Raw genomic sequence first — 13,294 nt, 5'->3', positions numbered from 1 at the left:
CAGCGATGTGGGTTCGGTAGTCCGTGCGGCACATCGATCCGGTGATAGCGATCTTCGCTACGCGAGGCCGCAGTGCCGTTTCTACGCCTTGCACCTCAATCCGCCGGATTAAACGATCCGAAAACATCCGACACGCTTGACCTTTTCCATTCTAGAAGCCGGCAGCTGTCCTGTGCTGCCGGATGCGCCTGATTGTGCCTCCATTCCGGCGGAGCGTGCTCACCGATGATGACGTCAAGGCGAGTGGGTGATTCCTATTTGTCTATCAGTCGTTATGCAACGTCGATGCCAGGCACCTCGTGCGGTTTATACGGCTCACTGGCTGACGTCAAATTGGGTACGAGTGACCCGACAACTTTCGACTCTTGTTCTGTTGCCTTCCTCGCTTGTCCGATTGACGACGCGATGTCGAAAGCCCGACATGATCAAGTATCCGGACAGAAAGTCGATGAGGCTCTCTCACGAGTTTTCGCAACAGCATGGCTATCGCCATTGTGTCTCGATTAAACCAGATCAGCGCAACATTATCGCTCGCATGGTCGAAAACGCAGGCCCTGACATCGCCGTCTCGGTGGAGAGTCGGAAGACCTCCAGCGCCTGTGCAAGAGTCACGTGAGGCTGACTTCCCATCAGAGTCTCGGCGCGCAGATTGCACGGAATGGATACTCCAATTCGCAAGACTTAGGAGAACCTCATGCGTTCTGCGCCCCACTTTTCGATCCACAAGGAGCTCAGCACCGTTCGGCACCGGTATCGCTCCGCTCGCGGGTACCGATCCTATCTCCGAAACCGGAGGAAATTCGGTCGCAAATTGTCGGCGTCTAGAAGGTGGGGTAGTTCGGAAAAGCCAATGCAACAATCCAAAGGATGGCTAACGCCTGAGCGGCGGAAGCATGTTCGCGACGTGAAATCGTTATTGAAGTGCTTTAGCGCCAATTTACACGGGTACTGCGCACAGGCTTTGGGCATCAAAGATGATGCGTAGCAGAGGGCAGATCGGCAAGAGTCCGGGGCGTGGTGCAGACCGCAACTCTTGGCTTGCCCGACTTTCAATGCTCGCTCTCAACCATTTTGATCAACATGCCCGTCATCCTTTTTGATGCTGAAAAGCCCTGCACCGCCACTGATCGAGGGAACCAAGAGTTATGGGACGTGTGAGCGAAAAAGTCATTTTGGTAACCGGCGGGGCTCGAGGGATGGGGGCCGCTCATGCGCGCCTGCTGGTAGCCGAGGGCGCGAAAGTCGTGATCACCGATACTCTTGACAATGAAGGAGCGACTTTCGCGGCCGAACTTGGCCCATCCGCGATCTATGTGCGTCAAGACGTCGCCCAGCCAGGGGAATGGTGCCAGGCGATCGCGGCTGCGGAGGGCAAGTTCGGCGCGCTGCACGGCCTCGTCAACAATGCAGGCATAGCGAGTATGGCTCCCATCGAGCGGTTCCCGCTCGAGCAGTGGGAGAAGACCCTGGCTGTCAATCTCACCGGTGTATTCTTGGGAATGCAGACTGCCCTACCTGCCATGCGCCGCGCGGGCGGAGGCTCGATCGTCAACATCTCGTCGGTTGAGGGGCTGAGGGGTAGTGCTGGGCTTCACGCCTATGTTGCTTCCAAGTTCGGCGTGCGGGGCATAACGAAGTCCGCTGCCTTGGAGGCCGCCGCGTCCGGCGTTCGCATAAACTCTATCCATCCGGGCTTCATCAACACTCGGATGACAGAGAACATCGATCTTTCCGGTTTTCCAATTCCGCTCGGGCGGCCAGCCGAGCCGCAGGAAGTGTCACAGGCAGTCTTGTTCCTGCTTAGCGACGAGTCCTCTTATCTTACCGGCTCCGAAATCGTCGTCGATGGCGGTCTGACGATCGGCGTCCCGCAGAAGTGTCAGGCGGTCGAAAACATCTTCTGACTATCAGCGGACGGATTGTCACATCAAACGAGATGGAATGTCGCGATGTATTACACCAGTGGAAATTACGAAGCTTTTGCTCGGCCCCGCAAACCCGCCGGCGCGGACAGCAAGACAGCTTGGTTCGTTGGTTCGGGGTTGGCTGCGCTCTCCGGCGCGGCCTTCTTGATCCGCGACGGGCAGATGCGTGGCGACCGTATTACCATCCTCGAACGACAGACGGTTCCGGGGGGCGCGTTGGACGGTTGTCAGGATCCGGAAAGGGGATTCGTGATTCGAGGTGGCAGAGAGATGGAGGATCATTTCGAGTGTCTCTGGGATCTGTTTCGTTCGATCCCATCGCTCGAACTTGAAGGCGCCAGCGTGCTCGATGAGTTTTACTGGCTGAACAAGGATGATCCGAACTACACACTACGGCGGGCGACGGTGAAACAGGGGCAGGATGCCCATACCGATGGCCTCTTCACACTGAGCGAACAGGCCCAGAAAGAGCTGATTGCCCTTTTTCTTGCCACTCGTAAGCAGATGGAGACCAAGCGCATCGACGAAGTGTTCGGGAGAGATTTCTTCAACAGCAATTTCTGGCTCTATTGGCGGACCATGTTCGCCTTTGAAGTTCGGCCCTCGAGATGAAACTTTATCTGCATCGATTCATCCACCATATCGGCGGCCTGCCGGATTTCAGTACGCTGAAGTTTACCAAATACAATCAATATGAATCGCTTGTTCTGCCGTTATCCAAATGGCTGTTGGCGCAAGGCGTCAATTTTCGCTACGGGGTCGTAGTCACCGATATCGATTTCGACATAAAGCGTGGACGCAAGCAAGCCACAGCCATCCGCTGGCTGGAGAATGGCATTGAGGGCAGTCTCATTGTTGGCGCCGACGATCTTGTTTTCATGACGATCGGGTCGCTGACCGAAAACTCGGACATGGGGGACCATCACACGGCCGCCAGGCTCAACGAAGGACCGGCGCCCGCCTGGGATCTGTGGCGGCGTATTGCGGCCAAAGATGCGGCCTTTGGACGCCCAAATGTCTTTTGCGGCAATATTCCTGCAAGCAAATGGGAATCGGCGACGATCACGACCCTGGACAAACGCATTCCAGCATACATCCGCAAGATCGCCAAACGCGATCCGTTCAGCGGCAAGGTTGTCACAGGAGGCATCGTTACGGTGAAAGATTCGAGCTGGTTGCTCAGTTGGACCACAAATCGCCAGCCGCATTTCAAGCGCCAGCCCAGCGATCAAGTCGTCGTCTGGGTCTATTCGCTATTCGTCGATAAAGCCGGCGACTACGTGAGGAAACCGATGCAAGATTGTACGGGCGAGGAAATCACGCAAGAATGGCTTTATCACCTCGGTGTGCCAGTTGCGAGTATACCGGAACTCGCCGCTGGGGCCGCCAAGACGGTCCCGGTGATGATGCCCTACGTCACTTCCTTCTTCATGCCGCGGCAGGCGGGCGATCGGCCAGATGTTGTGCCGAAAGATGCGGTCAATTTCGCCTTCATCGGCCAGTTCGCGGAGTCGGGTGAACGGGATTGTATCTTCACGACGGAATACTCCGTTCGGACCGCGATGGAAGCCGTGTATATCCTCCTCAAGATTGAACGTGGCGTGCCCGAGGTATTCAACTCGACCTATGATATTCGCAAGCTGCTTGCAGCAATGGGTAGACTGCGCGACGGCAATGAAATTGAGATCCCGGGACCTGCGTTCCTGCGCGAGCTCATTCTAAAAACGATTGAAGCGACTGAGCTTGGCGAACTACTGAATAAGTATCACCTGAGTTGATTAAGGCGCGGACGCTGCGGGCGACCGTTCGCTCGGATAGAGAAGCGCTGTCCTGCGCCGTGACGGCTCGGACTCGCCAAGGCGCGGATCAAACGTTCGCGCCGATCTTCCAGGCAACCTTTAGGCGTACTCTGGAATTCGGTGTTCTTTCGGCTTGATGTTATTCTCGCCACACGCATCCGATTAACCTCTTGCCACGAGGTGAGGGCGAAACTAGCTAGTGGCTCGTCACAGTGATTTTGATGGTTTGATACCGGCTAGCTTAGCATCGGCAAGTTTTCTGGCGGCACGAGGATTCCGATGCTTCTGGGGATGCAGGATTCGGCGGGTGGCCGTCCGAACATGTGCGAATAGGTATAGATGAACGCCAGATAATGGCCCTGCTTCTCGGTAAAGCGTGCGCCTGGTTTTTGACTCATGGATCGATTCATCCGTGCCTCCTTAGCCGTCCGTGAAGAGCGGGTAAGGGGCTGATCTGGAGTCGCTTTTTTTCCGGCTGCGGCGACTTTGTGATTGCAGGCTTTGACAGTGCGGTAGCTCGGAACCTGCAATTTGCAGTTTGAGATTCCCTCGAATCGCACGGCATGATTCGGCGCTCGTATCGGGAGGAGCCGATGCGACCGAAGAAGCCGAAGGCGACGGAGGAAGGTGATCTGTTCCGGGCCAGGCTCGAGCAGATCATCAACATGGAGCACGAGCTGGTTCAGCACGCCGGCAAGATCAATTGGGACTGGATCGACTATCGACATGAAGGCGCTGCGGGGGCTCGACAAGCCGCTGTTCCAAAAGCTCGTCGCCGGCGAGTGGATCGACCGGCATCAGAACCTGCTCATCATCGGCCCGACCGGCGTCGGCAAGAGCTGGATTGCTTGCGCCTTGGGCCACAAGGCCTGCCGCGACAACCGCTCCGTGCTCTGTCAGCGGCTGCCGCGGCTGTTCGAGGCGCTTGCCCTCGCGCGGGGCGACGGCCGATGGTTGGGTTGCCGATGAGCTCCGCGCTTTGGCTTCCTTGTAGACGTTGCTGATCGACTCGCGGATGTTGCGACACCGCGCCATCGACGAACCGCGTTCGGATGCGAGATCGGCGTGATAGCCATCGATCTTGGCGAGCATCTCCTGCACGAGCGCCGGATCAAAGTCGATAGCGACTGCTGACTTTGCCGTCGTTTGTCCCTGTTGCGTTGCTTGGCCTCGGCGAGCTCTCATGCGCTTGACCTTGCCGATGATGGCGTTGCGAGATACGCATCGCCACCCCTCGCAGACACCGAGTGGCCCGCGCTCCACATGCATTGCAGAAGCGACACGTCCTCAGAATCCCATGCCGATGTGGCTTGATTGACCATCGTTCGTCATCGTCACGAGCACGAGTCGATGGTCGTTTTGATTGTCGCCAAAAGCAGTGCGTGTCGATGTTTACGCTTGTTCGCCGCTATTCGATGTTCGGAAAGGTTTTTGGCTGCGACGATCGGCCTGCCCTATAAAATAGGCAGACGAACGTGTATTTATGCCTGCGGTTGCATCGTGTCCGGAAAGTTGATCCGCTTACGTTCGCGGCTGTTGACAACATGCGTTAACGGCGTTGCAATCACCAGCACGACAAACGGCGGTGAGTTTACCAACTAACAACAGCAGCTAGACCACGACGGCGTTACTGCTCGCACACGGCTACTAGCGTGGGTACCCGAGCGTTTGCGCGGAAGGATGGGCCATGCAGTCGATCCCTTGCTAGGTGTCGTCGGTGCCGGGGATCGTGCCGTTCTCGGAATACTGCCAGAGCTTCCGGTGCCGCGACGCCGACGTCTCCGGAGGTGACGATGCTGACGTCGACTCGACTTCAACCATTTCAACAGCGACGATGCAAACTTGGTCGCTTGGATCAGCCCTGCGGGCAGCAGGCCGCCGGAGCCGCCGCCGCGGATGGTCGAGCAGCGCCTGGACGGCCTCGTGCAGATCGTCGAGCGGGGCTCAAACCCACCTTCGAGAAGGTCGTTCAATTCGAGTCGCAGCATCTCGTCATCCCAATCGGTGCGTCGAAGGCCTCGAAGAGACGCGACCAAGCGCGAAGCTCGAGACAATACCCGAGAGTGTACCAACAGCAACGGGACAGCTCGCAGAAATGGAAGCAAAAGTAAAAAGATCAAACAGCGTCATAGCAAGTCCGCCGATCTGGAAGCTAAGCGCGCGCTGAACCGCCTGAAGGAGGTTGACCCGGAGGGATATGAGGCCCTCCTTCGTAAGCGTGAGAACCGCGGGGACATTGGCGGTTTCGGCCCGGCTGGACGGGCGAGGCCATAGTCACCACCACATTCCTCGCCGTCGCATTCGCACAACTCTGGCGCGTCGTCGCCATGCGCAGCAGCCGCTCCGGTACCGTTTTCAACGAGTTCACGCGCAATCCATGGGTCTGGCTGCGCTCGGCCTGTACGGCCCTCTGCTCGCAGTCCCTCTCTACTGGCCGCCGATGACAGAGGTCTTCCACGTCTGCCACCGACGCTCACGATGTGGAGCATTGTCGCGGGCTACAGCCTGACGCCGATGCTGCTAATTCAGGTCAGCCGCGCCGTCATCGTGCTTGCCAAACGAAGCCGTTAAATGGTAGCCGCGTTGCTTGGCTCGAATTCGCCGTCTGCATCATCGTGATCGGCGTGGCCGGATGTATGCTCATGGTCATTGCGCCCTACGGAGTCCTGATCTCCGAGTGCGAGCCTATTGCCCTCAGGCGCCCGGCCGATTCCGTTCGCTCGCGTTCCCGCGGATTACAGCCCCCCGATCTCCCACAGCGGACCCAACGTCACTGCAAATTCGATCGCGAGGATGGGATGGCGGCTCGAACAAGAGCTCGTCCGAACGCTCTAGATGTTCTTGTTATGCGGTCAAGTTCGCCCATTCCACAGACCACCGATTGTGACGTCAGAAAGAATAGTGATCGCGTCTCAAGGACGTCAACAGCAGGGGTAAGCCTACAAGATCATGTAGTTGTAGTATTACTGTTTGCACGGCTCTCTGCTGGAGGCCGTTCGCTGACACGGGGGAGCCATGTCGACAGTTACCAGCGCAATTCGGCGCCTTTGGTGGCGACGCTTTCTTGTTCTTCTGGCGATCATCGTGGTCATTGCTTTGATCGCAGTCATGACCAGCTCCCAGCTTGGCGCGACAATCGAAGCTCTGACGCCGCCTGGTCTCCCTGAACCGGTTTCCGCGAGCGAGCAGGTTTCGCTCGATCAGGGCTGGAACGCCGAAGACGCCGATCGATTCCATCATAAAGCCCAGGGCACGCAGACCTTACCGATCCCGCTGTCATGGTTTCTCGCCCTGGAAGCGCCGCTGAACTCGCCTTTCGCTATCCCCTTTTTCAAACGAGAACGGTTTTCTGACAACCGCTATTTACTGCGGTTTGGATTCATAGAGTCTGCCGAAAGCGAGAACAATGAGTACGGTTTGCCGATCGGCTTTGCATATTCGCCGTTTCAGTCGATCCGCGGACTTTCGCGTAAGGAGACTGCCGTTGGATTGACCTGTGCCGCGTGCCATACCGGCCAACTGATCTTCAAAGAGAAGCGCTATGTCATTGAAGGCGGCGCCGCCGTGACCGATCTCGGTCAATTGACAAATGCGCTCCGCGCTGCGCTCGCACAGACCGCTTTGTCGGCAAAGCTACCCTTCTTCGACGGTCGCTTCGGGCGGTTCGCGAAGCGCGTTTTAGGAACCGAGTACAGCGATCTTACACGCGTCCAACTGTCCAAGAAGCTCGATGGAATACTTGGTGCTCTGATCGATCAGCCCGCTGGGATCGACGTCACGGAAGGGTTTACCCGCCTCGATGCGCTCAATCGCATCGGCAACCAGGTGTTCGCACTCGACCCCAAGCGCTACGGCAACTACGTCAACCTCAACGCCCCTGTCAGCTACCCGCACATCTGGACATCGTCATGGTTCGATTGGGTGCAGTACGACGGCTCGATTATGCAGCCATTGGTGCGCAATGCCGGCGAGGCGATGGGGGTTTCGGCGGAGCTCAACCTCACCGCCCCGCCCAAGGGGGGACGTTTTGCCACCAGCATCCCCTTCGATAATCTGCACTGGATCGAACAACAGCTCGCTGGAAAGGACCAGCCGCTGGTGGCGAAAGCCTTCACCGGACTGAATGCGCCAGCCTGGCCCGACAGCTTTCCTGCGATCGACAAAGCCAAGGCCGCCGTGGGAGCCCAACTCTACGACAAACATTGCAGCGGCTGCCATCTTCCAGCGCTGACGCCGGACATCGTGCACGGCAAGGCCCCGGACGCGGAGTTCTGGAAGAACTTCGGCCCTATCCGCTGGCGCGGTCGCGATGGGCAGGAGAAGCAGACGAGGGAATCCGTACTCAACGTCAAGATCATCAAGCAAAGCCATATCGGCACCGATCCGGCCCAGGGCGACGTGCTGCGCAATCGCACCGTGGACACCGCCGGCAGCGAACTGGCCAGGGCGGGCCAGAGCAGCCCAGGACTCGGCCTCGACATCGATGTCTGCCAACGGAAGGCTGACAACACGCTGGATACGATCCACCTCTCGGACCATGCGATGCAACTCTACGCGCTTGCGCTTGGCGCCGTGGTCCAATCCGGCATCGACGAATGGCTTCGGTCGACCGGGACGGTCCAAGCGGAGATCGAAGGCGATCGGCCGAACTGTCTCGCGGCAGGTTTCGGCTATAAGGCGCGTCCGCTGAACGGCGTATGGGCGACTGCGCCGTTCCTGCACAACGGCTCGGTGCCGACGATCTACGATCTGCTCAGCCCGGTTGCGGAGCGCCCACAAGTCTTCCTGCTCGGTGAGCCCAGCTTCGATCCTGTCCGCGTCGGTATCGTGACACGGACGGTCGCTCCTGAAGGCAGGACCTACGACAGCAAGGGCTACTTCATCATCGATACGTCGAGGCCCGCCAATCGCAATACCGGCCACGAATTCTCGAACGAGAAGCATGAGGGCGTCATTGGCCCTGCGCTGTCTCCGGAGGAGCGCAACGCAATCATCGAGTTCCTCAAGTCGATCTGAAATTGATTGGGTCAGCTCCAACTGGAGCAGTAGCGAAGACCATCTCGCTCCCGCAGGGGGAAAGGTGGACGGAAGCCCGGATCGACCGACCAAGCGAAGCTTTTCTTGAGTTAGGGTGCGGCAGCAATGGCGGAACAGAAACAGGGGCCGGCGGCGAAGTTCCTGAAATGGATGATCGCCAAACATCCGGATGCATTGTTCGCATTCATCCGGCGCGTCAGGCCCAACCTGTCGTTGGGCGCCGCGGGGCCGGTGTTCATCACCCGCTTCCCCGACGTGCAGGAAGCGCTGAGCCGCCCCGACATCTTCAACGTCACCTATGCGCCGATGATGGACCCTTCGGTCGGCCCCTTCATGCTCGGCCGCGACTGCACCGAAATAAACCAGCGCGACAAGGGTATCATGCGCGCCTTCATGCGCATGGAGGATCTGCCGGCAATTCGCCAGAAGGTGCACAGCCTCGCCAATGCGTCTGTCGAAAAGCAGATCTATACCCAGAACCAGATCGACGTGGTCAGCACGTTGTCGCGCCTGGTGCCCATTCAGCTGACCCGAGAATATTTCGGCTTTCCCGGCCCCGATCTGGCCTCGATGTTCCGCTGGTCGCGCGCGACGCAATATGACATGTTTCACAACCTGGACAAAGATCCGAAGGTGCACCAGGACAACATTGACGCTGGGCAGGAGATGCGCGCCTATCTGACACAACTGCTCCCGCAGCGGCGCGAGCAGCTGAAAAATGGGGCGCCGCTCGAGGACGTGTTCAGCCGCCTGCTGAATAGCCATTTTGACAACGGCACCTGCAGGATCACCATTACGCACGACGCCGACGACTACAAACAGCGCATAGCATCGAGCGCTGCTTCTGCTCGCTGATACACTCTTTCGACGCTTGGCACCCGTTATGACAGGCGAATAGGACAGGCGAACCGTCAATTTTACCGGCTTCTTCATCGATCTCGCCGGCCGCATTGGTCTGCGGTTGCACGCGTTTCCCCGTAGCCGTCCGGATTGGCAAGTGTTGGAACACGGGAACACGGTGTTCTACTGAAAGAACACCGGCTGAGGGATTTTATACTTAAACTGTCTTTTCACTAAATTCCGGTGGCGAGGCCGCGGGACTGCATCGTCTCGCGGCCCCATTGATTTTCGCTGTTGAGGTCCGGGCGAGTTCCTCCACCGAATTCCGACTCTTTACTCCCAGAAGGGGTAAGCGCTTCGATCGCCCGTTGGCATTCAGACGCGTCAAATTCGGGCCGTCGGCAAGTCCTCGCTGGACAGCATTCCGGAGTATGTTGTCGTGGAGTGCACATGGCTGCTGCCAACCTGATCGACAGTAGCGACGGCGATCGCACGAAAACGCGCTCCGCATCGAACATGGCGCGTGTTGTTTGACGTCCCAAGATGGCTGGAGTTCTCCCATCGAGACAGCTTCGGCCGAGCTTGTTTGGCTTTCTGGCTCTGCCAAAGGCCAGAGCCAGACTGATAAGACAAAGTCGGCTCGCTGTCGCGCGCGCCATGGAAAACTGCCCCCTCGACGTCACGAGGAATTGCCCCCTCCTTGGATAGCCGAGGAGAGAGCGAATGAACGAGGAACGAATCAAAGGCTTGTCGTGGAGTAATCCACGGGGGCAGGTGATGAATACGCCGGATGACGTGGCGGAGATGTTGCACCTGAGGGTGTGTGGGTGAGGTCTGAAGCGGATTGCGCGCCAGCTGGGCTGCAGACGGTGAAGGACTACGTGGCGCGGGTGGGTGAAGCCGTTCAAGTCGCCTGAGCGGGCGAAGCGGGTCATGGCCTTGAAGGCTGGCTGCGCGAGAGGTTCATTCGACATCGCGGCAATGCGGATGCGGTCCGTCACGACCTGTTGGCCGAAAACGGCTTGGCGGTCAGCCGGCGAACGCTGCGACGCGCCGTGCAACCCCTACCGCCAGGCACTGAAGGCCGAAGCGCTGGCGACGACCCGGTTCGAGACGCCCCCGGGGCGGCAGCTACAGATCGACTTCGGCGAGCGTCTGGTCGATATCGGCGGGGCGAAGGTCAAAGCATTTGTGTTCGTGGCGACCCGCGCCGAAAAGCAAGAGCACTGGTTCGCTGGGCTCGAGAGCGCATTCACGACCTTCGATGGCGTGCCGGAGGAAGTGCTGAAGGACAATCCACGCGCGCTCGTGGTGCGCCACGACAGATGAGCCGGTCGGTTCAGTTTAACGACAAGCTCATCACGTTCGCGAAGCATTGGGGCTTCCGTCCTCGCGCCTGCGCACCGTATCGGGCGCGCACAAAGGGCAAGACGGAGAATGGCGTCCGCTACGTGAAGAAGAACGTGATCGCGGGGCATTCCTTCGCGAGCTGGGAGGCATTCGAGACGCATCTCGCCGAGTGGGAGGGCGGGGTGGCGAACGTACGTATCCACGGCACGACGGGCTTGGCGCCGATCACTCGCTTTGCGTGTGACGAGGTACACCGGTTGAAGCCGCTCGGCGTCGCTCGGATCGCCGCGCGAACCGGCCCGCGTCGTCGGCAACGATTGCGCTGTCGAGATCGACACGAACAACTACGGTACCCTGGCAGCTGATCAGCGAGCGCGTGGCGGTGACGGTCGCGGCTGGCGAGGTGCGCATCCGCCATGGCATGCGCGAGGTTGCGGTCACAAGCAATCGGAGGATCGCCGGCTGCGGATCGTCGAGTTCGCCCACCTCGACGGGGTTGCCTGTCGCGATGGCGCGGTCTGCCAACCAGCAACCGCGACACCGACAGTGCCGGCGCCTTCACCACTGCCCTCGTTGTTACGTCCTCTTGCCGAATACGAAGCTACGATCGGAGGGAGCTTCTGATGGTGCGTACAAAGAAGGTCACCGAAGCACCAATCGATTGGCTGGGGGCCATGCTGGCGCGCTCGCAGCTCTCCGGCATCCGCGACCAGCTCGACAACCTGCCCGACGAGACGGCGCGCGTGAACCTGTCGGCGCGTGAGACGCTGATCCTACTGTGCGAGCGCGAGGTCGTGCGCAAGGATCATAGACGCAGCCGTCGATCGACCGAAGCAGATCCGCGACCTGGCCGCGTCACGTTGGATCGCCAACGGCGAGAACGTGCTGCTGCTCGGCGCGCTCGAGACAGGTTCATGCTGCCCATCTCGCTACCCCCTTGGAGTTGAAGTTCTTTTTGACCCGGATCGCCAGACGATGGCCGCCGGAACCGCCGCGCCCTTGACTTGGGGATGTTCCAGATCAACCGCTTTGACCATCCACGGTGCGCCTTTGCACAGCTGCTGCGCAGGCAAGCTCTGTTCTTCGATCAGACGGCGAGCCGTCGAAGGACTGACTTTCAACGCAGCTGGGCGCGCTCGTCCTCTCGGTAGGCCGCGATGGCGTGTTGGTTGCGCAGACTGCGAACGCGGACGCGGGCCCAACTGTTGCCACGCCCTGTCGACCTACTGGCGCGGTTGAGAACCGCGGCGATGGTGCTGTCGGGCATCTGACGCGCGAGGACACGAACGAGATCGACCACATCCGCCGCGGTGCTCGCCGGTGCGGTTCCTCCTCACCTGCAATGCCGAGTGATCGCCGCCATGCCAGTGGACAATCAAGTCCAGCACCTCGTCGCGGATGCGCACAACGATCTCATTGATGAAGCTTCGGATGATCCTGTTGCGCGTCGCAGCTGTTGCACCCGGACTTTCCCAAGCTCTCTTGAGTTCGGAATCAAGCGCAAGTAACCGATCGCGATCGATGTCGCTCAACGTCATCTCCGGCGTAGCCAACAACGTGTCGCGCTCGCCCTCAAGCTCGCGGACAGCGACCAGGCGTTCGTTCCAGCGCCGCTCCAGCTCGCCGGCAACAAGGCGATTGTCCGAATCGACAGCCTCGTATCGCCGACGAGCGCGAGTTGCCTCGTAGCGTGCCTGCTCCAGAGTCAACTCGAGCTGACGCAGCTTGTCGGCGTGTTCACGGCCGCGCGCTTCCATGGCCGCCAGCGCCGCCTGTATACCCAGCGGCTGCAGCCGCGCGATGACTCCGCGCTGATCGCGCGATCCGCGCGCAGACCGCCTAATGAGATGCACGGGTCTCCACCATGGTTGATCTGGCTACCGCGGCAATGATACCGCCCGACAGTACTGTGCGTACCGCTGTAGGTAACGTGAAGTTTGCGGCCGCAGTGGCCGCAACGAAGAACCCGCGAGCCGGCCTTCGCCGCTGCGAACCGAGCCTCGACTCATGAAGCTTTTTCCGTTGGCGTTGTCGGTGATCAGGCCCTGATTCTTCTCGAACTCCGCCCACGTAATGTAGCCCTCATGGTGGTCCTTGATCAAAACCTCCCAGTCGTTGCGCTCGCGCCGGAAGCCCCGCACGATCCTCTTGCGGCCGGCCTCGATCGTCACCCGACTGCCCGAGCGCCCGAAGACATAGGCGCCAGCATAGGCGGGATTGGTCAGGATGTGGTAGATCGTATTGTACACTGGTAACTTCCATTCGACGTGGCGGCCCTCGGGGCCATGGCTGCCGCGCGGCGAACAGGATGGAAGTGGAGCGTCGACCATGATGAGAGGGCTA

At 59.4% G+C, this 13,294-nt stretch carries 7 protein-coding genes and 4 pseudogenes; 7 read left to right on the top strand and 4 right to left on the bottom strand.

Annotated elements, in window-relative coordinates:
• The first annotated feature begins 1,145 nt into the window (after positions 1–1,145).
• Together ABIA42_RS30440 and ABIA42_RS30435 are read left to right on the top strand one after the other, a co-directional pair.
• A complete protein-coding gene (locus ABIA42_RS30440) occupies positions 1,146–1,904 on the top strand; it encodes a glucose 1-dehydrogenase (protein WP_271581289.1) in 759 nt (252 codons plus the stop codon).
• A gap of 45 nt (positions 1,905–1,949) precedes the next feature.
• Positions 1,950–3,703 (top strand): annotated as a pseudogene (locus ABIA42_RS30435) (oleate hydratase).
• Between the two features lie 257 nt (positions 3,704–3,960).
• On the opposite strand, the gene ABIA42_RS30430 reads toward ABIA42_RS30435, so the two are convergent.
• Positions 3,961–4,452 (bottom strand): hypothetical protein, encoded by a 492-nt coding sequence (locus ABIA42_RS30430; RefSeq protein WP_370118240.1) that lies wholly within the window; start codon positions 4,450–4,452, stop codon positions 3,961–3,963.
• A 1-nt stretch (position 4,453) separates the two neighbouring features.
• Between ABIA42_RS30430 and ABIA42_RS30425 the strand changes: the two are divergent.
• From ABIA42_RS30425 to ABIA42_RS30405, 5 genes and pseudogenes are all read left to right on the top strand, one after another.
• Positions 4,454–4,678 (top strand): annotated as a pseudogene (locus tag ABIA42_RS30425) (ATP-binding protein); the annotation flags it as partial.
• A gap of 2,061 nt (positions 4,679–6,739) precedes the next feature.
• Positions 6,740–8,740: a di-heme-cytochrome C peroxidase gene (locus tag ABIA42_RS30420; RefSeq protein ID WP_370118242.1), complete on the top strand. Its 2,001-nt coding sequence runs from the start codon at positions 6,740–6,742 to the stop codon at positions 8,738–8,740.
• Between the two features lie 126 nt (positions 8,741–8,866).
• On the top strand, positions 8,867–9,616 hold the full coding sequence (locus ABIA42_RS30415; RefSeq protein WP_370143698.1) for a hypothetical protein: 750 nt from the start codon (positions 8,867–8,869) through the stop codon (positions 9,614–9,616).
• Positions 9,617–10,324: 708 nt separating this feature from the next.
• A pseudogene (istA, locus tag ABIA42_RS30410) lies at positions 10,325–11,575 on the top strand (IS21 family transposase).
• Positions 11,575–11,898, top strand: coding sequence for a hypothetical protein (locus tag ABIA42_RS30405; protein WP_370118246.1), 324 nt, complete (start codon positions 11,575–11,577; stop codon positions 11,896–11,898). Before istA ends, ABIA42_RS30405 begins: the two are co-directional and overlap by 1 nt.
• Before the next feature lie 276 nt (positions 11,899–12,174).
• Here ABIA42_RS30405 and ABIA42_RS30400 read toward each other — a convergent pair whose 3' ends face one another.
• The 3 genes and pseudogenes from ABIA42_RS30400 to ABIA42_RS30390 form a co-directional block, all read right to left on the bottom strand.
• Positions 12,175–12,708, bottom strand: a complete 534-nt coding sequence (locus tag ABIA42_RS30400) for a transposase (protein ID WP_370123853.1) — start codon at positions 12,706–12,708, stop codon at positions 12,175–12,177.
• Positions 12,657–12,857, bottom strand: a pseudogene (locus ABIA42_RS30395) (hypothetical protein); the annotation flags it as partial. The pseudogene ABIA42_RS30395 and the gene ABIA42_RS30400, both read right to left, overlap by 52 nt.
• On the bottom strand, positions 12,829–13,281 hold the full coding sequence (locus tag ABIA42_RS30390) for a recombinase family protein (RefSeq protein ID WP_370143697.1): 453 nt from the start codon (positions 13,279–13,281) through the stop codon (positions 12,829–12,831). The pseudogene ABIA42_RS30395 and the gene ABIA42_RS30390, both read right to left, overlap by 29 nt.
• Positions 13,282–13,294: the final 13 nt, after the last annotated feature.

This window comes from Bradyrhizobium sp. USDA 327 (genome assembly GCF_041262065.1).
Classification (GTDB): domain Bacteria; phylum Pseudomonadota; class Alphaproteobacteria; order Rhizobiales; family Xanthobacteraceae; genus Bradyrhizobium; species Bradyrhizobium liaoningense.
Note: the sequence above shows the minus strand (reverse complement) of the source record. Positions and strands in the feature narration are given on the sequence as shown.